The sequence below is a fragment of the Flavobacterium nackdongense genome (genome assembly GCF_004355225.1).
GTDB classification, from domain to species: Bacteria; Bacteroidota; Bacteroidia; order Flavobacteriales; family Flavobacteriaceae; genus Flavobacterium; species Flavobacterium nackdongense.
The window spans coordinates 652,634-675,420 of record NZ_CP037933.1; the positions used below are offsets into that span (position 1 = coordinate 652,634).

Sequence of the window (22,787 nt, forward strand, 5' to 3'; positions counted from 1 at the left end):
TAGAAATAATTTGGAAAGCAAATAGTGTGACTAGGATTCAGTATAAACTCAGATAAGTACAAATCTGCAAAACGGTCAGGCTGAGTAATACAATTGACCGCCCTCAACTTATTAAGTGAGGGCCGTCAGATTATAAAGTGAGGGCGGTCAAATTCTTGTCAGTTCAAGAATAATTCATAGCTTTGTCTAACAGAATATTTTAATTGGTACGTATTCAAAATAAAGCAAGCTATGGCAGTCCCTTTTACAGCGGTTGGGCGAACGAACCCCAGCCAACCTAAAAATCCGTTACGGTATTATCCAAGAGCCACCCAAAGCGGTGTTGTCGATTTAGAAGAATTGTCAGAACGCGTATCGGCCAGTTGCTCAGCAACACCCTCTGACTGTTCGGCCGTTATTATTGGTTTGGTTACCGAAATTTCAAAATCGCTTGACCAAGGAAATATTGTTCGTTTAGGACAATTGGGCTCCTTTCAGGTGAGTGTTCAAGGCACAAGTAGCCCGAGTCCTGAGGAACTTACTTCCAAAAATATTTCAAGAAGCTCTATTGTTTTTCGACCCGGAAAAAAATTAAAAACAATGCTCAATCAATTGAAGTTTTATAAGAAAAAGTGAGAAGAGGCCCGCTTCCACCACCTCTCCAACTTTGAGGGTATCTTCCTCTGTCTGCGACTGACGTAAAATTAAACGCAAAATAAATTCGGTTGGAAATCGACATTCACAACCTTAAAATCGGTTCCGATAGCTATCGGAATTGGGGAGCCTTATACTAAAATCCTTAGAGTACAATACAAACTTTCACCCGATCCCCGCTATCCGCTATCTGGGCTCAGGCAATCGAGTAAACCAAAAGATTTGTATTATATAGAAACCTTCGGTGTTCAAACGATATTATTAGTAAGAAAAAATTAATATATTTGAAGGTAATAAAATGTAAAACAAAACTTCTTTGACCTATCCCCTTAATAAGTATATGCGAAAAATTGTTTCGACAATAAGTAATTGAGCCATATATAGATAAGCTAGAGTAATGAACAAATGGACAAAATTCAAAAAATAAAGAAAAGTATCGAGCCAATAATTTCTTTAACTGAAGATGAATTATCGATATTATGTAATGCTTTTGAATATAAAAGCTTAAAAAAGAACGAATTTTTTCTAAAAGAAGGTCAGGTTTGCGATTATATGGGTTTACTAAGTTCTGGGGTTATGATATATTTCAAAACTTTAGAAAACGGGGATGAAATAACCGTTCACTTTGCGTTTGAAGGTGACTGGGTAAATAATAATTTAAGCCGATTAAACAACTCTCCATCAGCCATAAATATTAAAGCAATTAAGGATTCAGAGATCCTAGTCATTAATCAAGCCGCTATAGCTAATTTATATCTTCAAATTCCAAAAATAGAACGATTGGGGCGGATATTAACAGAACAGGCTTTTATAAAATTTGTGCAGCAAACATTGGAATTTCAAACGCTTTCCGCAAAAGATCGTTATGAGAACCTACTTAAAAACCATCCGGAAATATTCCAAAAAGTCCAATTGTACCATATTGCTAATTATTTAGGAATAGCTCCTAAGTCCTTAAGCCGAATCCGTAAAGAATTATTCGATTAGAAAGATTTGGTAACAAATGTGGAGCAATTGAACAGATTCTCCGCCGGATATTTGCATCATAAATTTTTAAAACTTTTATGATATGAATAAACTATTTACTGTTTTAACACTTTTGGTGCTTGGAGCACCAGGAGTTTTTGCACAAACCGATTCTATTAAGGGCACCTTCTGGAAACCTGTTCCCCGAATGTATGAGGCGAAACAGGCCGTTGAAGTAGAAAGCCTTTTTCCAATGTTTTTTAGTGGAGGATACCATGTAGGTGTAGGTTATCGCTACGAAAAATTTAGGTTTAGGTTGAGTCTAATCAACGGTGGCACTTATGATGCAGAACCCGCAGGTACAAAAAACTCATCTCCTGAATTTAAACGTTACTACAAAACATCGCCTGGTTTTTTCTTTGGATACAATGTATGGCGAAATCTCGAAGTTTATTCTTTTGTAGAGCTGCACACTTTCGAGATTGAACAGGTAAGTACTGGATTAAAGCAAGATATTCACAGTACCGATTTCGGTGGCGGAATAAGTTACCAGTTTTTTATTGGTCGCCATATCTATCTTCAACCAGGTGTACATATTTACCTTCGGGCTGATAACAGTGCCGATTTCAATGGAACCGTATATAATATTCCCAATGTGGATCTTGCCCCTGTTATTCGAATAGGTTACCGTCTTTGGAGCAAGTATTAATATTTTATTATTTCCACGTTTTAAAATCAAAAACTCACGAAGATAAATTTTAATATAAACTGTAATAATCTAATTTTATAAAGGCAATGACAACTATTTTATCTTGTAATTCTTCAAAAAAAATGTTTCAACTCAAGAAATCAGAAGAATTCGCTGCACAGCCAATTAAGGCAGAAAGCGTACTTAGTATACAAGAAACTGCTCATTTGCCTGCTTGTGTGCAAAAATACTTGGAATTTGCAGGTGCTATAGGCAAAAGCAAGCCTCAAAATGTTTGCATCGAATTTGATGCAGAGATGTACCGTAAGCCGGGTGACAAACCTATGAAAGCATATTCCATCCAGCATAACTTTTATGGGAAATTCTCCCGTCTGTTTCTGATGTCGGCAAGTAAAATGGGTATTCCTTTTCAAGCATTGCACATATACAAAAATGAGAGCGCAATTTTTCAAGTAAAAGTAGCCAACCTTTTCAAAGTGGTCGATATCGGTGGAGAGGAATTGTCTAGGGCCGAAACCGTAACCCTGCTCAACGATATGTGTATTTTTGCTCCAGGAAACCTAATTGACAAACGTTTAACATGGAGTGATTCTGATTCGCTTTCAACAAAAGTTACACTTACCAATGGAAAGTATATTGTTTCGGCAATAGTATACTTTAATGAATTAGGCGAATTAATCAATTTTATGTCAGATGACAGGTCTGCTTTGCAGGATGATTGTACAATGAAAAATATTAAATGGACAACTCCAGTTTCAAATTATCAAGAAATAGAAGGGAGAATGATACCTACAGTTGGTAAAACCATCTGGCATTATCCTGAAGGTGAATTTACTTACGGTGTTTTTAAATTAAGAAGTATAAAGTATAATGTGGAGAAATAAATTCTGGTGCTATGGATCTTTCAAAAACAATTTCACAAAAGACATTTCAGAAAATAATCATCTACTATTTTTCGGGAACTGGAAATTCAAGAAACGTGGCACTATGGATGGCTGGGGTGGCGAAGGAAAACAGCATCAAAAGCCACATTGTAAACATTGCTCATATTGACAGAAAGTCTGTGGTAACTCCAGAACCTGACACGCTCATTATCTTCTTGTCTCCAGTACACGGGTTCAATTACCCACCCATAATGGTCAATTTTATTACGCATTTCCCAAAAGGGAAGAACAAGGTGGTTCTTATGAACACGAGAGCTGGTATGCTGATTGGTAAATTTATAACTCCCGGACTTTCAGGTATTGCTTTTTACCTTTCGGCTTTAGTATTATTACTAAAAGGGTTCTCGATACAAGCAATTTTGGCGGTTGATATGCCCTCAAACTGGATTTCAATTCACCCTGGACTGAACGATCGGACAATAAAATTTCTACACGAAAAGAACAAAGACCGAGTAGAGAAATTCACACATAAAGTAATACGTCACAAAAGGTATTTTAAACATTTTGTAGAAGTGTACGACATTCTTTTTGCACCCATTGCACTTGCCTACTATGTGTCTGGCAGGTTCTTCTTAGCAAAAACCTATTTTGCTTCAGCCGATTGCGATAATTGTGGTTTGTGTATTAAAACTTGTCCAGTAAAAGGAGTTAAAATGGTTGAAAATCGCCCATTCTGGACTTTCAACTGTGAAAGTTGCATGAAGTGTATGAGCAATTGCCCAAAAAAAGCCATCGAAACAGGGCATGGATTTAGTATAGCTGGAGTCCATATTTTCTTTTCAGTAATTTTAGTGTTGTTTTACAACTATTTCAATATTTACTTTTCTTGGATTGAAAATGCAATGCTAATAACTATCGCTGAGTCAGTACTATTTATAGCTTTTATAGGTATTTGGTATAGATTGGTTCACTCGCTGTTACGCTTTAAAGTGCTAGAACGGTTAACAGTTTATACTTCGCTCACCAAATACAAATGGTGGGGAAAGCGCTATAAAGCCTTGATGACAATGTAGTAAACAAAAATTTTAGATTGAAAACAGTCCAACACTGCTAAATACTATCCATTAAAAAAAAATTGTTTCTTGTTGCGTGAAAGATCCTTGAAAATGGGCTATTGACTAAAGTAACAATCTTCTCTTCTCTTCACTTTATCCTTTATTATTTTTCGAACACAAATATTTATTGCCATTTATTAACATATATTTATTGTTATTCAATAAATATTTATTATATTTGCTGAATAATTTTAAATTATGAAATAATTATGAAAGCAAAAAACAACTTTGTATTTATTGTGCTACACATTGTGGCTTGGATTATTTTTGTAGGCTTGTGCATTGAAGCCGGTGCCTTATTGGTCAATTTTGCATTTAGTATTTTCAAACCTGAAGTCGTCGGTAATTTATACGAAAAAATGGATTTAAGCGCCTTGTACAATAGCAGTCACTGGGTATTTTATGGAATGTATAGTTTTGTTTTATTCATTTCGATTCTTAAATGTATTTTATTTTATATTGTTATTGAGCTACTGCTCAAGTTAGATCTTGAAAAACCATTCAATACTTTTGTTTCTACAAAAATTACTCGTTTGAGTAATATGACACTTGCTATTGGGCTTGTGAGCTTTATCGGTCGTGAGGTTGGAAAAAACTGGCAACATCGCGGATACGAAATCGAGCCCTTGAATAAATTTTTTGTCGATAGTCAAGCCTTTATTTTGATGGCAGCTGTAGTCTATGTCATCGCTCTGATTTTCAAAAAAGGAATTGAAATTCAATCCGAAAACGAATTAACGATCTAATTATGGCAATTATAGTAAACCTAGATGTTATGATGGCGAAACGTAAAATGTCGCTAAATGATCTTTCGGCAAAGGTAGATTTAACCTTGTCCAACCTTTCTATTCTGAAAACAGGAAAAGCCAAAGCCATTCGATTCAGCACCCTGGAAGCCATATGCAAAGCCTTGAATTGCCAACCGGGAGATATATTGGAATACAATACCGAAGAAGAATAAAAAACCGACGCCACGCTCCGCAAAGTCTCCGACTTTGAGGATGCGTTTGTCAGTCTGTGACTGACCTAAAATTAATCCTAAATAAAGTCGGTTCAAAACCGAAAATCACTACCTCAAAGTCGGAGACTTTGCGGAGACTTATACTAAATTAACTGCCCCCGCTACCCGAAGTGCTTCTTGAAAACTAAGGATTACGAAGTCTCCCAACTTCAACTAAAATACTATTCTACAACATTTTATAAAATTATTTTTTAAATTAGCAGTAGCAAAAACGAACTGTTATGAAATCAATTCTTTATATCTTTTGTTGTAGTATGCTTTTTTTTTCTTGTAACAAGCGTGAAGAAAATAAAAAAGAAACTTCAAAAGTCAAACCCGTCTCTGCCAACTACAGCTGCAGCACTCCCGAAGTAACGGACAAACTATGGTATTCCACAGGAAAAAAAGCTCCTTTGTTTAAAGGACTTGAAGGGATTCATTTTCCCATCACTACTATAAGTAAAGAAACACAACGCTATTTTGACCAAGGACTGATGCTTTCCTTTGGGTTCAATCATGCCGAAGCGGCACGTTCTTTTTTTGAAGCCACTCGTCAAGACCCAAAATCTGCTATGAGTTGGTGGGGTTTTGCCTATGTGTTGGGTCCAAACTATAATGGTGGCATGGAAAAAGATAATTTTCAACGAGCTTTTGATGCCGTGAAAAAAGCAAAATTAAATGCAAGTTCTTGTACTCAGAAAGAAAAAGATTTGATAGAAGCACTGAGTCATCGGTATTCAATTGATACTACTGCGGTTCGTGCTGAGTTAGATTCTGCCTATGCTGTTGCTATGCGAAAGGTGTATAAAAAGTATTCCAATGATGTAACCATTGGTTCACTGTTTGCCGAATCACTCATGGATATGCATCCATGGAATTTGTGGAATAAAGATGGTACTGCACAACCATGGACACCAGAGATTATGACAGTGCTAAAAAAATGCATCCAACAAGAACCCAAACATGCTGGGGCAAACCATTTCTATATTCATGCCACAGAAATGTCACAACACTCAGAAGAGGCAGAAGCCAGCGCAGATTTACTTCGCACTTTAGTTCCTGGTTCAGGTCATTTGGTTCACATGCCTTCGCATACCTATATAAGAATGGGTCGTTATCATGATGGCGTTTTAACTAATCAAAAAGCAGTATTAATTGACAGTTTATATCTTGAAGCTTGTCATGCTCAAGGTGCTTATCCTCTTGGCTATTATCCACATAATTATCATTTCATAGCTGCATGCGCCACGATTGCTGGCGAAAGCAAAGCAGCTCTAGATGGTGCTATTAAAACTGCCAATCACGCTCATAAAAAATTGTTTCGAGATCCCGATTGGTCTACATTACAACATTATTATTCCATTCCATGGTATATAGAAGTAAAACTTGGTTTGTGGAAAGATATTATGAATTCAAAAGCACCCGAAAAAGATTTGAAATATCCAATGGTGGTATGGCATTATGCGCAAGGCATGGCTATGTTGTCTCAAAACAATATAGCCAATGCAAAAAAACATCTCGATGGTATGAAAAAAATAATGTTGGACACCAAGATTAAAGATTTAACCATTTGGGAAGGTAATAGTGTGTTTGATTTGTGTACAATAGCTTCAAAAATACTTGATGGTGAAATAAATGGTAAGGAAAAAAATTATACTAAAGCCATTGCTCTTTTAAAGGAAGCGGTTGCAATAGAAGATGGATTGAACTATAATGAACCACCAGATTGGTTTTTTTCTGTTCGTCATCATTTAGGCGCTATATTATTGGATGCAGGAGAATATAAAGCTGCTGTAAAAGTATTTGAAGAAGATTTAAGAAATTATCCTAAAAACGGTTGGGCTTTGAAAGGGCTAATGAATGCTTATAAAAATCTTGGTGACAAAAAGAAATATGAAGAAACAAAAATCCGATTTGAAAAGGCTTGGAAATATGCTGATATAAAAATTACTTCTTCTAGGATACTGTAAAGCATTGTACCTAAAAAAGTAATACGAATAAAGTTTTTTTACTTTGAAAATCTGTCCACTACTAAATACCTAGCTGTGAAGTCTCTAAATTCCAAAATTCTAATTTATAAGTGCTAATTTAGGGTGTTTGCATGTTAATTACGGGGGAAACTCGACTCATAATTTTAGAACGTTTTCTGAATTTCGAACAACTTTTTTTTAATTTTACCGTGATAACACTTAAACATAAATTATGTTCACCATTGACCAAATAAAAGAAGCACATTCCAAAGTAAAATCCGGTGCTGATTTCCCAGTTTACATTCAAGATTTAATAGCATTAGGCGTTCAAGGTTATGACATTTTCGTACACGATGGTCACGAAGAATATTTTGGAGCAGAGGACTACCGCCTTGCCACAACCAAAAATTACGATGCTTTAGAAGTTGCAGCATCCGTAAACAAGGAACGTTTTATCGAATTTCTGGTGATGCACCAAAACGGTCAAAGCGATTATCCAAGTTTTTGTCATCAGGCAGCACAGTGCGGCATTGCGAAATGGAGCGTGAATATTATTGCGATGACTTGCACCTATTTTGACCCAACCGACACCGCAATTCTGATCGAAAAAATCTAATTTTTTTGTCATTTACTGCTAGATTTACCAGTACATCCTCTGCTCATCAGGTTCGAATTTATCTATAAGCAGGTTTTTTGCTAATCCATACAGGCAGAGCAAAAAGATTCAAAAAATTCAGACTAAAACGAAAATATTTGCCTAAAAATGGTACCTTTGGGTATATTTTTTTGGAACATGAACCGCGCCCTAAAGTATTACCGCATTATTTGGTTTAAACACGATTTACCAGCTGGACTTTCTGTTTTTTTAGTGGCTTTGCCACTTTGTTTGGGCATTGCCTTGGCATCAGGTGCTCCACTCTATTCCGGTATTCTTTCAGGCATTATCGGCGGATTGGTAGTTTCATTGGCAAGTGGTTCGCAATTAGCGGTTTCAGGCCCTGCCGCGGGATTATCGACCATGGTAGCCGCAGCAATTATTACCTTGGGCGATTTTCAACTTTTTATGCTAGCCGTGATGGTCGCTGGCTTCTTTCAACTAGCGCTAGGATTGCTGAAATTAGGAACCATCGCCAATTATTTTCCATCATCGGTGATCAAAGGGATGCTGGCTGCCATTGGAATAATCTTAATTTCAAAACAAATTCCTTTGGCTTTGGGCTACGATAAACCGGACTTTTGGACTAGTGGTTTTATTCAGTTATTTTCTGCGGATAATTTTTTGGGAAATATAAGAAGTTTCAATTATCACATTACTAGAGGAGCAATTCTAATAGCTACGATTTCGCTAGTGGTGCTGATCGTACTGCAACAACCCTTTGCCAAAAAATGGAAAGTGATTCCCGCACCGTTATTGGTTGTGGTCATTGGCATAGTAACCAATATCATTTTTACGAAAATCACCTCCGACTATTCGCTAAGACCCACGCAATTAGTTGCTATACCTTCAAATATTTTTGACAGTATTGCTTTTCCAGATTTTTCAAAACTATTTTCTACTGCTGAAATATGGAAAAACGGTATTCTCATTGGCTTACTCGCCTCATTAGAAACCTTGCTTTGCATTGAAGCCATTGACAAATTAGACAAACGCAACCGGATCACGCCTGTCAATAGGGAACTTGTTGCGCAAGGCATTGGCAATATGGCCTGTGGATTAGTCGGTGCCATCCCGATGACAGCCGTAGTCGTAAGAGGTGCTGCAAATGTGCAAGCGGGCGCAAGAACAAAACTTTCGGCATTTACGCACGGATTATTTCTACTGCTTGCCGTCGTGCTGATTCCGTTTGTGCTCAACAAAATACCATACGCTTCGCTCGCTGCAGTCCTTCTGATTACTGGATATAACCTGACAAAACCGAGTTTGTACATCAATATGTGGAGCTTGGGTCGCAAACAATTTATCCCTTTTATGATTACCATTGTGGTAATTCTCTTGACTGATTTGCTTATCGGGGTAAGCATTGGACTTCTTATTTCTATTTATTATATCATTCACAGCAATTTCAAAGTGGAGTATAAAATTAGCCTTACACGGCATCACGGCATCGAAACACAATACATAAAGCTGAATAATAACGTCACATTTTTGAATAAAGTCAAACTAAGAAAAGCCCTAGACGAAGTGCCAGAATATTGCGTTTTGACCATCGACGGAAGTGAAAGCCGCCAAATTGACTATGATATTTTAGAAATTATAAGTGAGTTTAAACGAAAAGCACACGATCGGCATATTGATTTACATTTAATCAATATCAGCAGCGTAAAAGTAATGTCCGAAAAATAAATATTCCCGCGGTCTCTGCTTGTTAAATCGTAAACCCAGAATCCGCATTAGACTTCGTGACGAAGTTGAATTATTCAATAAAAGCAAGAGCTCGCGGACTATTTTTGAAGATATAATACTTCTGTATTTTGAATTTAAAAATAGGAGCAAGTTCTTGGTTTTGAAGAAGAATTCAAATGCAGTAGATTTCTAATGCGGATTCTGGGTTAAACAACCAACTTGAAACCAACGTAAAATAACATCATTGCGATGGCATTTCTAAGCAATAAATCGGGCAATTTTCCACTGAGTAAACTGCCTAAATAAATGCCTGGTAAAGACCCCAACAATAAATGCCCTAAAACATTAAAGTCCAGATTTCCCATCGAGGCGTGACCCAATCCAGCCACTAAGGTCAAAGGAACAGCGTGCGCAATCTCCGTTCCTACCAATTTGGGGGTCGGCAAAAGCGGATAAAGAAAAAACAAAGTAACCGTTCCCAACGCGCCTGCGCCAATCGAAGTGAGTGTGACCGTTGCCCCAAGCATCACGCCGATTGCCACTGTCAAGAAATTTTGTGTTTTGCTTTCGCTGTGAAATTTATCGCCGGCATGTTTCTGCGAAAATGCCAACAATCGTTTTTTGAATACAATGGCTATTGAGGTAAATAATAAAGCCCAACCTAAGCTGTATTTAATGATTTTATTCAAAACATCTAAATCAGTTTTCAAATAATGCAGTAGCCACAAAGTCAGTAAAGCCGCAGGAACGCTACCTAGCGTAAGCCAAGCTGTAATCGTCCAATTGATATTTTTTTTCTTATTATGAACATAAATACCGCCGGATTTTGTAATGGCAGCGTACAACAAATCAGTGCCCACCGCAGTAGATGGGGGAATTCCAAACCATAATAAAATTGGGGTCATCAATGAACCTCCACCTACTCCCGTCATCCCCACTATAAAGCCAACTACCAATCCTGCAATTATTAACCCTACTAAATCCATAGACATTGTATTATTTTTTGCAAATGTATAGTAATTGCAATAGAATACAATAAAAAAATTAATATTTTTTAAATAGATTTTGAATTTATAAAAAACAAATTAAAGCAAAAGCTTAGATTTGAAAATCAGAAGAACGAGACTAGCTCTATAATCTCAGATTTTGAGAAATAGAAGAATAAAAACAGCAAGTAATTAGACAAAAAAATACTGCTGTAACCAAACTAGGTTACAGCACTCTAACAAATTCACAAGTAGAATTTTTTTTTACAAAAATCAATTTTCGGTATCCAACCAAGACATAAAAAGCGTGTATCCGATAGTGAGTACAATCGCCCCAAGAAACAAGCCTATAAAACCATTGTATAAAAAGCCTCCGATAGAACCAATAAAAATAACAAGCATCGGAGCGGGTGCATTTCTCCCTAAAAGAATCGGTTTAAGAACATTATCCATCAAAAGTGTTATTCCCAACCAAATCGCCAAAATCACTGCTGTAGTCGTATCTGAAACCGAAAACATATAAATAGCCACTGGAATTGCGATCGGTCCAACTCCGACTTGTACAATAGCCAAAATCAGACACAGAATGGTCCACAAACCAGCAAAGGGAACTCCTGCGATAAAAAAACCAATTCCAGCCATTGAAGCTTGAATCACTGCTACGCCAAGAATACCTTTGACCACATTTCGAATCGTAAGCACTGTAATTTGAGCAAAATTATCGCTATTTTTGCCCACTAATTTTACAAATATTTTTTTGGTTACTGCTTCTGAAGAATCTGCATAAATTAACAAAACACCGGCTATAATTATCGATGCAACGAAGGAGATTATTCCTTGACCAATTCCTGCTAATGCGGATAAAAAAATGGAACCGTACTCTTTGATTTGTTCCGAATACTTCAACACTGTGGCCTGTAAATTGTCGGAGGCCAACTGCCAAATATCCACGATTGGCTTAGTAATATCTGGCCAATTAGCGGTTGTCCCTCCCGGAGGTGGAATTAAATGCTCACCTGAATTAAACAATTCGCGAAAATGATTTATCCCTTCATACAAAGAATAAATAATCAGTCCGCTAGGCACAATAATCACGCTCAACATCAATAAAGTCAATACAATTACGGCAAAAATTCGCCTGCCTCTAAATACTTTTACAAAAAAATTATGCACCGGAAAAATCGCAATCGCGATAACAACTGCCCAAACTAAAATAAGAAAGAACGGTCTCAAAATATCAAAACACCACAGCAATAAAACACCTAAAATACCCAATCGAATGAGGGTATCTACTATTTTTTCAAAATTAATTTTTGCTGACTTCGATTGATCCGGTTCCATTTGTACAAATTTTTGGAATTAATATTATGTAAATATATAAAAGTACAAGGAAATAATAGCGTACAATCTGCTATATTTGTGTCACTAAATTGGTTCTAATGGAAGAATGTATTTCGGTTTTTGATATGCTAAAAATTGGTGTTGGCCCCTCGAGTTCACACACTCTTGGCCCTTGGAGAGCAGCCGAACGTTTTTTGTCAGAATTGCGAAGCACTAACAAATTTAAACTTGTAGATTTCATCAAAGTAAATTTGTACGGTTCACTTTCCTTGACCGGCAAAGGCCATGCTACCGATCTAGCCATAATGTTAGGGCTTTCGGGTCAAGACCCTGAATATATTCCAATTCAGAATATTGACTCCATAATTACAGCAATTAAAGAGAAACACATTCTAAAATTAGGTAATGAAATAGAAATTCCCTTTCTAATTGAAGAAGATATCATTTTCAATAAAAACTTCCTCCCTTTTCACGCAAATGGATTGACTTTTACGGCTAATTTACTTGATACTACTGAATATTCATCGACCTACTACTCCATCGGTGGTGGATTTGTTGTAGTAGAAGAGCGTGTCAATGCCAAGAAAAAACTGCAAATAAAATGTGCCTTTCCGTTTCCGATTCAAAATGCCGACGAATTGATACGTTATACCATCGATCAAAACAAAAGCATTTCGGAAATTGTTTATGAAAACGAAAAATCGATGCGTACCGAAGCCCAAATTCATCAGGAATTAATGCGCATTTGGAACACTATGCTCGAGTGTATGTACACGGGTTGCCATTCCGAAGGAATTCTTCCCGGCGGATTAAATGTGCGCCGAAGAGCCTTCGATATGCACCAACACCTCATTGGCGAAGCCCATTACGATTCGCCACAATCTTGGTTGGAACAAATTCGCCTGACCGAAGTGAAATTCAGACAAATCCTGAAATGGGTTTCGTGTTTTGCCTTGGCGGTCAATGAAGTCAATGCTGCCTTGGGACGTGTCGTAACCGCTCCAACTAACGGAAGTGCAGGAGTTATTCCAGCCGTTTTAATGTATTATTTGGTTATCGAAAATCACAAGGCTGGCGAAAAGGAAATCAAACAATTCCTGATGGTTGCCGGAGAAATTGGCAGTATTTTCAAAAAAGGGTCAACCATTTCGGCAGCAATGGGTGGTTGTCAGGCAGAAATCGGCGTTTCATCAGCTATGGCAGCTGCGGCACTTTGCGAATTGATGGGCGGAACACCAGCGCAAGTGTTGATGGCTGCAGAAATTGCAATGGAACATCATTTGGGATTGACCTGTGATCCTATTGGCGGTTTAGTTCAAATTCCGTGCATCGAAAGAAATACGATGGGCGCTATCAAAGCCATAAACGCTGCCGAATTAGCTTTAGAAACCGACCCGAAAAATGCCAAAGTGCCATTAGACAAAGTCATTGATACGATGTGGCAAACCGCCAAAGATATGAACAACAAATACAAAGAAACTTCCGAAGGCGGTTTAGCTGTTGCCGTGAATATGGCCGATTGTTAGCGCATAATACAAAAAAATCACAAATAAACTATTTTTTGAAAAATTCAATTGCTGCATTAACCGATTTTTGCTGTCCTTTGTACCTTTAAAAAAACGGAAAGAAAATGACGACTCCCAATGAAAATCCCCCTAAAAAAAGCATCTTAGATAAAACCATCACCACACGTGAGGTTATCTTTATGTTTTTTGTAGTTTTATGCTTGTCGCCCTTAATTTCTCCGCCCATCGCGTTATTGATGGGATTGGTTATCGCTCAATTTATTGGTCACCCCTATTTGAATTTAAATCACAAAGCAACCCATATTTTATTGCAGGTTTCAGTTGTGGGACTGGGCTTTGGGATGAATGTGCACAGTGCGCTGCAAGCTGGTAAGGAAGGCTTCACCCTGACGATAATTTCGATTATCGGCACTCTAATTCTAGGTGTTTTCTTGGGAAAAGTCCTTAAAATAGAAGAAAAAATATCCTTTCTAATTGCCTCAGGAACCGCTATTTGTGGCGGAAGTGCTATTGCTGCCATTTCACCGGTTATCAAAGCCAATGAAAAACAAATATCGGTGGCATTGGGAACTATTTTCATCCTGAATTCGGTGGCCTTGGTTATTTTTCCATTTATTGGACATTACCTGAATTTATCTGAAAGTCAGTTTGGATTGTGGTGCGCCATCGCAATTCACGACACGAGTTCTGTGGTGGGAGCCGCTGGAAAATATGGTACTCACGCGCTAGAAGTGGCCACAACTGTAAAATTAGCCCGAGCGTTATGGATTATTCCTATTGCACTTTTATCGACCTTTATTTTCAAAAATAAAGAAACTAAAATCAAAATACCTTATTTCATCGGACTGTTTATTTTGGCAATGATAGCGAATACGTATGTCCCCTTGATTCAAGATTTCAGTCATTATATTACAGGTTTTGCAAAGGCCACTTTGACCCTAACGCTGTTTCTAATTGGCTGTGGTTTGTCTCGAAAAGTATTAGTTTCGGTGGGTTTCAAACCCTTAGTGCAAGGTATTGCGCTCTGGATGGTTATCTCTGCCGGGACTTTATGGGCAATAATTTCATTGATTTGATTTGAAAATAATAATGCAAAAAAACAGTCGAATACCCTATTTCATCTTAACGCTAGTGGTAATCGCTCTTGGCATAACTTCCCGAAAAATAGACGGAATTCCAGCGTTTTTTGGTGATATCCTTTATGCTGTGATGGTTTATTTTGGACTGCGAATGTTCCTCATACATATAAGTTTAAAAATGACAGCATTTCTTTCTTTGCTGATTTGCTTTGCCATCGAGTTTCTGCAACTTTATAATGCCGACTGGATGTTGGCTATTAGAAGAACCACATTCGGACATTATGTCTTGGGGCAAGGTTTTCTATGGAGTGATTTGGGTTATTATACTCTTGGAGTTATAATGGCGTTTTTGATTGATTTTACTTGGATTAATAAACTTAAAAGTACAACTTAATTAAATAGGACAGATTCCAGTTAAGATGTTTAAATATTCTTAATCTGAAATCTGCCACCTGAAATCTACTTCCTCTCCAATTCCAAATTTTGAATGGGTTGATAAACGAAAGGGACTTCTTCGATTTCTACATCGCTTTTATCCAATCCGAATGCTCTTGTGTCTGAAAGCGAACAATTTTTGAGCATATAATAAGAGTTCAACAACAGAGAATCCTTAATGGTAAACTCATTTTCGACAGACAAGAATTTTTCCAAAATAATGAATTTAAAATCGGGTTCTGCATTGTATTTTGTAGAGCCATCTGGGCGAATATGCAAACTTAACTCCTTATTTTTAACCAAATTTTGAACAATTTTTTTGAAATACAATTCTACTTTGGGTTGGATTCTAAAACCAATATTCAAGATAATTTTGATTACTTTATCGTCCAATAATTCGATTACTTCATAATTCAAGGTAAATGGTTCATTGGTCCTATTGATGTGAAAAAACCAGTAAACATCAGCTCTTTTTGGCTTTTTGGAGAAAATAGATTTCATAATTTTTTCTTCCACCTCATAATTTTTATCTGCTTTTGACAGGTAAATTAAATGGGTGGCATATTTTGGAATTGTATCGTCGTTACTTAGTTCCTGAAGTTGTTGGGTGTGTTCTGCCAAATTAGTAAATTTCAAAAACCTATTATTTATTTTTCTGGCAAAAAACCAAGCATACATCGTCAAGAAAATAAAAAGTTCAAAGAACAAAAACATCCATCGTTCTTTTATTTTTACAATATTGGCAATAAAGAAAGCAATTTCAATAACAACAAAAACACTTATAATCAAGGTTATCAAAATTCGGTTCATTTTTCGAATGTAAATCAGATAATAATTTAGCAAGACGGTGGTCATCAACATAGCAATTGTGATAGAAAAACCATAAGCCGCTTCCATATTCGAAGAATTTTTGAAATACAAAATCATCAAAATACAACCTATCCAAAGAATGGTATTTACTGATGGAATGTAGATTTGTCCCTTCAAATTAGTTGGATTTCGCATCGTCACACGGGGCCAAAAATTAAGTGACATCGCCTCATTTATTAACGTATAGGAACCACTAATCAAAGCTTGAGAGGCAATAATAGCAGCAAAAGTGGCAATAATTACTCCCGAAAGTAAAAACCATTGTGGCATTATGGTATAAAAAGGATTTCTCCCTTCGAGAAATGCATTTCCTTGCGTCATCAGCCAAGAAGCTTGCCCTAAATAGTTCACAACTAAAGCAATTTTGACAAATAGCCAAGTAATTCTAATGTTGTTTTTTCCGCAATGTCCTAAGTCAGAATACAAAGCCTCTGCCCCTGTTGTACACAAAAATACCGCTCCCAACAACCAAAAACCGTGTGGATATTCGACTAATAATTCATAAGCATAAACAGGATTTAAAGCTTTTAAAATGGACGGATGTTCTAATATTTGGACGAATCCCAATATAAAAAGCATCGAGAACCAAACTACCATTGCAGGTCCAAAAAAGAAACCTACTTTTTGTGTGCCAAATCGTTGAAAAAAGAACAAGGCCGATAAAATGGCAATCACTATAGGAAGTATTGGAATTTCAGGAAAGACAGCCGCCAAACCTTCCACAGCAGAAGCTACCGAAATGGGTGGTGTAATAATTCCGTCTGCCAAAAGTGTCGTGGCACCAAGAATGGTTGGAATTACTAATTTTCCTTTACCAAATCGTTTTACCAAGGCGTAGAGCGAAAAAACACCGCCTTCCCCGTGATTATCCGCCGATAGTGTCAACAAAATATATTTGAATGTAGTTTGAAAAGTAAGCGTCCAGAAAATACAGGAAATACCACCATAGACTAACAATTCGGATATTTCTCTTTCGCCAATAATGGCTTTCATAACATATAACGGACTCGTCCCAATGTCGCCGTATATAATTCCCAAGGCAACCAAAAGTGAAGCTGCACTAACTTTTTGAAGGGTTGATTTATTCATTTTATTTTAAATTTTGATATTAATTTTTAGACATAGAAATCCTCTTCGCAATGATTTTGTTCATTACAATTGAAGTTTTTTTTAATAAAATTGGTTAATTTTTAGCTGGTATTGAAGCGATACCCCACACCTGATTCGGTAATGATAAATTTGGGTCGGTTGGGATCTTCTTCAATTTTTTTGCGAAGTTGTGCAACGAAAACCCGTAAGTATTGTGTTTGGTCCGAGTAGCTGTTACCCCAAACTTCTTTTAGCAAATAGTGATGTGTCAAGACTCGACCTTCATTCTTGACTAAAATGGAAAGCAAATTATATTCCGTGACGGTGAGTTTTAAAATTTCGGCTTTCAATTTCACCACCCTCGAAGTAAAGTCAATCGAAACATCGCCAAATTGGATTATTGGTTCATTTTCCTTCTGCACTAAATTTCGTAAAGCAGTACGAATCCTCGCCAACAACTCTTGTGTACGAAATGGTTTAGTCAAATAATCATTTGCCCCACTATCTAATGCGGTGACGATTTCTTCCTCGGAATTTTTTACAGTCAAAATGATAATTGGATTCGTAAACCATTCCCTTAACCGCTTCAAAACGACCTGCCCATCTTCGTCAGGTAAACCTAAATCCAAAATAATCAAATCGGGTTGATAATTGGCTGCTGCTAAAAGTCCTTCTTTTGCATTTGCGGCAAAAAAAGTTTTATATCCATTGGAATCTAAGTTGATTTCGAGCAACTTTCGAATTTGAACTTCATCGTCAATGACTAATATTTCGGCTTGATTACTCATTTGATATTTCTTTGGTATTCATAACTAATGCTGGAAAACTAATGGTAAAGACAGAACCGCCTTCTTCCCTATTTTCTAATTTTATTGTGCCGTTTTGTGCTTCTACAAATCCTTTTACGATTGATAACCCTAATCCTGTCCCACCTGTTTTTGAATTTTGTAATCTGTAAAATTTATCAAATACTTTCTCTATTTCCTCTTGTGGAAAACCTATTCCATCATCGGAAATGGTGATAACACAGGGCATTATTTTTTCTGGATTGTAATCAAATTCTACATCAGGATTGTATTCGACTTTAATATTTATTTGAGCTCCTTTCGGGGTGTATTGCGAAGCATTAAATAGTAAGTTGTAAATAATTTGCTCCGTCAAACCATAGTCCAATTTGAAAAGCGGTAATGTATCATCAACATTGACCATAACTTTATGGAACTGTAAATCTTCTTTCAAATGATTCAATACTTTATAAATTAATTCCTTCAAATCACACCAATCTATTTTGGGCTGAATCACTCCTGATTCCAATCTGGACATATTCAACAAATTCTCAACCTGATGATTCAATCGCAACGATGCTTTCTCAATTTCTGTATATAATTTTCCTTTATTTTCTTCAGAAATACTAACTGTTTCACTTTGAATGGTATCAATTGCACCCATAATAGCCGAAATTGGAGTTCGCAATTCGTGTGACAAGGAATCCAGCAAAGCATTGTACAATTTCATCGTATTTACTCGAACTTCTTTGATCTGTAATTTTTTTTCGGCTTTCCTAATTTTATGGGTAAGAACTCCATTTATAAGTGCTATAATGAAAAACAAAATCAGTAGTAACGCATCCTCTGTACTGTAAATATGAAGAGTATAATACGGTTGAATGAAGAAGAAATTCAGTATCAATGCGCTAAAAACAGCACTCAATAACACAGGGATAATATCCAAAAACATAGCTAATAAAGAAACCACAACCAACAAAAGATAACCTACGATTTTATGATCTAAAAAATCTCGTGTAAACAGACACAAAGAAGCTACAAGACCTACTGATGCTATACAAATCAAATATTGATTCTTTATTTTTAATGGACTTAAAATAGTTTTCATAATACTTCCTTATTAACAATGCAAAGTTAAATGATATGCTGTAAGTATTTTATAATATAAACACCCATTACATAAAGATTTTATAAAGATTTTTTGATTGTCAGATTTATGTTTAATTTAACTAATTTTGCACTCTAAATTAAACTTCTTTAAAAATGTCAGTAGCCAAAAAAGATTACAAGCGAATTACCACAAAGTCACTCATCGAAATGAAAGCCGATGGGCAGAAAATCTCGATGCTTACGGCTTACGATTTCTCTATGGCAAAAATTGTTGATGCTGCTGGTATCGATGTCATTCTTGTTGGTGATTCCGCCTCGAATGTGATGGCGGGTCACGAAACTACTTTGCCGATTACTTTAGACCAAATGATTTATCACGCCTCTGGAGTTGTTCGCGCCATTTATCGCGCCTTGGTCGTGGTTGATTTGCCTTTCGGAAGCTACCAATCGGATCCGAAAGAAGCCTTGCGTTCTGCCATCAGAATTATGAAAGAAAGTGGTGGACACGCTGTAAAACTAGAAGGTGGAAGCGAAATCAAAGAATCCATCAAACGAATATTGAACGCTGGCATTCCAGTAATGGGGCATTTGGGTTTAACCCCACAGTCTATTTATAAATTCGGAACCTATACCGTTCGTGCCAAAGAAGAAGAAGAAGCCGAAAAACTGATTGAAGATGCTAAACTCCTCGAAAAACTAGGCTGTTTTGCTATTGTTATTGAAAAAGTTCCCGCGGAATTGGCCCAAAAAGTAGCCCAAAGCATTTCGATTCCTGTAATTGGGATCGGCGCTGGTGGTGGCGTTGACGGCCAAGTATTAGTGATTCACGATATGTTGGGAATGAATAATGAATTTAGCCCTCGATTTTTGCGTCGCTATTTGAATTTATACGAAGAAATGACTACTGCTATTGGGCAATATGTAGCCGATGTGAAATCTTGTGATTTTCCTAATGAAAAAGAGCAGTATTAATACGTAGCTTTTATTCAAATTCCTTTTTAACCAAACTATTTTATATGTCAACATCTTTCAATACCACGATTGTTATTCCCTGTTACAACGAGGAAAAAGGAATTTCGAATAGTGAATATTCTAATTTTTTGAATAACAATCCCGAGGTATTAATTTGTTTTGTGAATGATGGTTCCAAAGACAATACTGTTGGCGTTTTGAAAGCATTGAAAGAAAAGCATCCCACACAAATTCACATTCTTTCTTTAAAAAATAATTCGGGCAAGGCTGAGGCGGTTCGTGCTGGAATTCAGTATTGTAATTTCAATTTCAAACACCAGTACATTGGCTATCTCGATGCGGATTTAGCGACGACTTTAGAAGAATTTATCGACCTTAGAAATTATTTGCAAGGCGAAATCGTGTTTAGTTTTGGCTCTCGAATTCGGAAAATTGGTTCTATTATTGAACGTGAAAACAGTCGATTTTTGATAGGAAGAGTCATAGCAACTTTCATTTCGAATATCCTCGACATCAAAGTGTATGACACCCAATGTGGTTCAAAACTTTTTACCAGAGATATTTCAGAACAACTTTTTGAAAAAGAATTTATTTCAAAATGGTTGTTCGATGTAGAAATTTTCTACCGCATGATACTACTTTTTGGAAGAGAAAAAGCCATTCAAAAAATGCTCGAAATCCCATTAAAATTATGGGTTGAAAAAGGCGATTCAAAAGTAAAACTGAGCTACGGATTTAAACTTTGGTTTGATTTGTTTCAAATTAGACAGGAATACAAAAAAATTGAAAAGAATTTATCCCAATCCAATCTCAACTAATGATTTCAGAAAAGCTAAAAAACAATTCTAAAATACTATCGATTTCAGTGATAGCCATCTTGATTTTTAGATTGTTACTCACTATCACTATTCCGTTATTAGATAAAACAGAATCGCGCTATGCCGAAATTGCTCGAATTATGCAAGAAACGCAGCAATGGATTGTTTTGCAAATAGATTATGGAGTACCATTTTGGGCAAAACCACCTTTATCTACTTGGTTGTCTGCGGGAAGTTTTGAAGTGTTTGGTGTAAACGAATTTGCCTCTCGATTTCCCTCTTTTTTATTGAGTGTCATCCTAATAATCATTGCCGGAAAAATGGTCAAAAAAGAAGGATATTCCTTTTATCTTCCCGGTTTTATTTTGCTAACAATGCCTGAATTCCTGATACATACAGGTGTGGTCTCAACCGATACTTCGCTTGAATTTTGTATCACCCTAATGATGATTTCCTTTTGGAAAACGATGCAAAGCGAAACCAAAACCTACTGGAATTATCTGTTTTTTATCGCTCTAGGGTTTGGATTTTTGGCTAAAGGACCGCTAATTACGGTGCTTACTTTTCCGCCTTTATTTTTATGGTGTTGCCTGGATATTCAAAGATTTAAAGCCGTTTTTTCTAAATTTTCAATCCTATTTGGACTTTGTATTACAGCGGTAATCGCCCTTCCTTGGTATTACTTTTGCGAGCAAGAATCGCCCGGTTTTCTGGATTATTTTATTGTGGGCGAACATTACAAACGCTTTCTTGAACCCGGCTGGAAAGGGGACTTATACGGCAGTGGCCACTCGCAACCCAAAGGAATGATTTGGTTACTAATGATTGGATTTATGTTTCCGTGGATTCTGCTTGTTTTGTTTAAATTATGGAAAAATAAAGCCACCATTTTCAAAAACAATTGGGTTTCCTTTTTGATAGCTTGGGCCTTTTGGACACCACTGTTTTTTACAATTTCCAGTAATATTTTGCATACGTATTTGCTTCCATCTGCGATGCCAATTATGTTTTTAGTGGTGTATTTTTGGAACGATTTTACTCGAAAAAAACTGCTAATCAATACGGCATTATTTTTCCCAGCGGTAGTTTTTATTGCCTATTTTGCCTTATTTGCTACAGGGAAATTAGACCATCAAATGAATTCGGATAAATATCTTTTGAGAGAAATCAAAGCAACCTCTGAAAACAACGAAATTCCCATTTATTATTGGAAAAACAAGCATTATTCAGGTCAATTTTATACCCGTGGGAAAGTTCAAGTGGTAAAAACGGAAAAGCAATTAGATTCGGTTCAAAAGTTACATAAAAAGCTATTTTTTGTAATTCAAAATAAAGAAATTAAAGAAATTTCAAAAAAACAGCAGGAAACGATGACATTGACCCAAAGTAATTTCAAAACTTCTATTTTTGTCACTAAATAAGAAGTCTATATTTGATGAAAACTCTTTCCAATAAAAATAACCTACAAATTCTGCACGAGGACAATCATTTAATAGTGGTGAACAAGCGTGTGGGCGATTTGGTGCAAGGCGACAAAACGGGCGACAAACCTTTGTCAGATGTGGTCAAAGAATACATCAAAGACAAATACAACAAACCCGGAGAAGTTTTCTTGGGAGTAGTTCACAGATTGGACAGACCCACTACAGGAATTGTAGTTTTTGCTAGAACTAGCAAGGCTTTGACTCGAATGAACGAATTGTTCAGCAATCGCGAAACCCAGAAAACCTACTGGGCAATCGTAAAAAATAAACCTCAAAATTCCGAAGACAAACTTGTTCATTACCTGAAAAGGAACGAAAAAAACAATACTTCAAAAGCGCATACAAAAGAAGTTCCCGAAAGCAAATTAGCCAGTTTGGATTATAAAATTATCAAAGAGCTGAACAACTATTTTGCCTTGGAAATCAATCTTCATACGGGAAGACACCACCAAATTCGCGCGCAACTTTCGGCTATTGGTTCACCTATAAAAGGCGATTTGAAATACGGTTTCGACCGATCAAATCCTGATGGCGGAATTCATCTTCACGCTCGGAAACTGGTTTTTATTCATCCCGTTTCTAAAGAAAATGTTATCATTGTGGCTCCTGTGCCAAATGATGTGATTTGGAATGCCATTTAATTTGAAAAAAATGTATCTTTAGGACTTCAT

22 protein-coding genes are annotated in these 22,787 nt (G+C 36.5%); 17 read left to right on the forward strand and 5 right to left on the reverse strand.

All coding sequences use genetic code 11. The features are described 5' to 3' along the window. Window positions 1-231: 231 nt before the first annotated feature. The 10 genes from E1750_RS02595 to E1750_RS02640 all read left to right on the forward strand — a co-directional run bounded on the left by E1750_RS02595 (window position 232) and on the right by E1750_RS02640 (window position 9,621). Entirely contained in the window at window positions 232-615 is a 384-nt protein-coding gene (locus E1750_RS02595; protein ID WP_133275267.1) for an HU family DNA-binding protein, read from the forward strand. 423 nt (window positions 616-1,038) lie between these two features. After that, window positions 1,039-1,620: a Crp/Fnr family transcriptional regulator gene (locus E1750_RS02600; protein WP_133275268.1), complete on the forward strand. Its 582-nt coding sequence runs from the start codon at window positions 1,039-1,041 to the stop codon at window positions 1,618-1,620. Between the two features lie 82 nt (window positions 1,621-1,702). Beyond that, entirely contained in the window at window positions 1,703-2,308 is a 606-nt protein-coding gene (locus E1750_RS02605) for a hypothetical protein (protein ID WP_133275269.1), read from the forward strand. Between the two features lie 86 nt (window positions 2,309-2,394). Further along, a complete protein-coding gene (locus tag E1750_RS02610; protein WP_133275270.1) occupies window positions 2,395-3,192 on the forward strand; it encodes a DUF6544 family protein in 798 nt (265 codons plus the stop codon). Window positions 3,193-3,203: 11 nt separating this feature from the next. After that, window positions 3,204-4,265, forward strand: a complete 1,062-nt coding sequence (locus E1750_RS02615) for an EFR1 family ferrodoxin (RefSeq protein WP_133275271.1) — start codon at window positions 3,204-3,206, stop codon at window positions 4,263-4,265. A gap of 251 nt (window positions 4,266-4,516) precedes the next feature. Beyond that, window positions 4,517-5,053: a DUF2975 domain-containing protein gene (locus E1750_RS02620; RefSeq protein WP_133275272.1), complete on the forward strand. Its 537-nt coding sequence runs from the start codon at window positions 4,517-4,519 to the stop codon at window positions 5,051-5,053. A gap of 2 nt (window positions 5,054-5,055) precedes the next feature. Continuing rightward, a complete protein-coding gene (locus E1750_RS02625; RefSeq protein ID WP_133275273.1) occupies window positions 5,056-5,268 on the forward strand; it encodes a helix-turn-helix domain-containing protein in 213 nt (70 codons plus the stop codon). A gap of 281 nt (window positions 5,269-5,549) precedes the next feature. After that, window positions 5,550-7,277 (forward strand): tetratricopeptide repeat protein, encoded by a 1,728-nt coding sequence (locus E1750_RS02630; protein ID WP_133275274.1) that lies wholly within the window; start codon window positions 5,550-5,552, stop codon window positions 7,275-7,277. Window positions 7,278-7,509: 232 nt separating this feature from the next. Beyond that, window positions 7,510-7,893: a DUF1398 domain-containing protein gene (locus tag E1750_RS02635; RefSeq protein WP_133275275.1), complete on the forward strand. Its 384-nt coding sequence runs from the start codon at window positions 7,510-7,512 to the stop codon at window positions 7,891-7,893. 156 nt (window positions 7,894-8,049) lie between these two features. Further along, complete coding sequence (locus E1750_RS02640; protein ID WP_227873944.1) at window positions 8,050-9,621, forward strand: SulP family inorganic anion transporter; 1,572 nt, start codon at window positions 8,050-8,052, stop codon at window positions 9,619-9,621. Between the two features lie 206 nt (window positions 9,622-9,827). On the opposite strand, the gene E1750_RS02645 is transcribed toward E1750_RS02640, so the two are convergent. Both E1750_RS02645 and E1750_RS02650 read right to left on the reverse strand, forming a co-directional pair. Then, window positions 9,828-10,613, reverse strand: a complete 786-nt coding sequence (locus tag E1750_RS02645; protein WP_176582349.1) for a sulfite exporter TauE/SafE family protein — start codon at window positions 10,611-10,613, stop codon at window positions 9,828-9,830. Window positions 10,614-10,880: 267 nt separating this feature from the next. Then, complete coding sequence (locus E1750_RS02650) at window positions 10,881-11,948, reverse strand: AI-2E family transporter (protein WP_133275276.1); 1,068 nt, start codon at window positions 11,946-11,948, stop codon at window positions 10,881-10,883. 98 nt (window positions 11,949-12,046) lie between these two features. Between E1750_RS02650 and E1750_RS02655 the strand changes: the two genes are divergently transcribed. The 3 genes from E1750_RS02655 to E1750_RS02665 all read left to right on the forward strand — a co-directional run bounded on the left by E1750_RS02655 (window position 12,047) and on the right by E1750_RS02665 (window position 14,947). Then, the gene (locus E1750_RS02655) at window positions 12,047-13,474 is read left to right on the forward strand and encodes an L-serine ammonia-lyase (protein WP_133275277.1); all 1,428 of its coding nucleotides are present in this window, start codon (window positions 12,047-12,049) and stop codon (window positions 13,472-13,474) included. Window positions 13,475-13,578: 104 nt separating this feature from the next. After that, a complete protein-coding gene (locus E1750_RS02660) occupies window positions 13,579-14,550 on the forward strand; it encodes a YeiH family protein (RefSeq protein WP_133275278.1) in 972 nt (323 codons plus the stop codon). A 13-nt stretch (window positions 14,551-14,563) separates the two neighbouring features. Next, window positions 14,564-14,947 (forward strand): ribosomal maturation YjgA family protein, encoded by a 384-nt coding sequence (locus tag E1750_RS02665; RefSeq protein WP_133275279.1) that lies wholly within the window; start codon window positions 14,564-14,566, stop codon window positions 14,945-14,947. Window positions 14,948-15,012: 65 nt separating this feature from the next. Here E1750_RS02665 and E1750_RS02670 read toward each other — a convergent pair whose 3' ends face one another. The 3 genes from E1750_RS02670 to E1750_RS02680 form a co-directional block, all read right to left on the reverse strand. Further along, complete coding sequence (locus E1750_RS02670; RefSeq protein WP_133275280.1) at window positions 15,013-16,947, reverse strand: KUP/HAK/KT family potassium transporter; 1,935 nt, start codon at window positions 16,945-16,947, stop codon at window positions 15,013-15,015. Window positions 16,948-17,048: 101 nt separating this feature from the next. Then, the gene (locus E1750_RS02675; protein WP_133275281.1) at window positions 17,049-17,735 is read right to left on the reverse strand and encodes a response regulator; all 687 of its coding nucleotides are present in this window, start codon (window positions 17,733-17,735) and stop codon (window positions 17,049-17,051) included. Then, on the reverse strand, window positions 17,728-18,840 hold the full coding sequence (locus E1750_RS02680; protein WP_133275282.1) for a sensor histidine kinase: 1,113 nt from the start codon (window positions 18,838-18,840) through the stop codon (window positions 17,728-17,730). Before E1750_RS02680 ends, E1750_RS02675 begins: the two co-directional genes overlap by 8 nt. A gap of 155 nt (window positions 18,841-18,995) precedes the next feature. On the opposite strand from E1750_RS02680, the gene panB reads away from it, so the two are divergent. The 4 genes from panB to E1750_RS02700 are packed head-to-tail and all read left to right on the forward strand — an operon-like array spanning window position 18,996 to window position 22,757. Next, the gene (gene panB, locus E1750_RS02685; RefSeq protein WP_133275283.1) at window positions 18,996-19,814 is read left to right on the forward strand and encodes a 3-methyl-2-oxobutanoate hydroxymethyltransferase; all 819 of its coding nucleotides are present in this window, start codon (window positions 18,996-18,998) and stop codon (window positions 19,812-19,814) included. Window positions 19,815-19,858: 44 nt separating this feature from the next. Beyond that, window positions 19,859-20,632 (forward strand): glycosyltransferase, encoded by a 774-nt coding sequence (locus E1750_RS02690; protein WP_133275284.1) that lies wholly within the window; start codon window positions 19,859-19,861, stop codon window positions 20,630-20,632. Further along, on the forward strand, window positions 20,632-22,053 hold the full coding sequence (locus E1750_RS02695; protein ID WP_133275285.1) for an ArnT family glycosyltransferase: 1,422 nt from the start codon (window positions 20,632-20,634) through the stop codon (window positions 22,051-22,053). The genes E1750_RS02690 and E1750_RS02695 overlap by 1 nt, the downstream gene beginning before the upstream one ends. Before the next feature lie 14 nt (window positions 22,054-22,067). Next, the gene (locus tag E1750_RS02700; RefSeq protein WP_133275286.1) at window positions 22,068-22,757 is read left to right on the forward strand and encodes an RluA family pseudouridine synthase; all 690 of its coding nucleotides are present in this window, start codon (window positions 22,068-22,070) and stop codon (window positions 22,755-22,757) included. The last annotated feature ends 30 nt before the right edge of the window (window positions 22,758-22,787 follow it).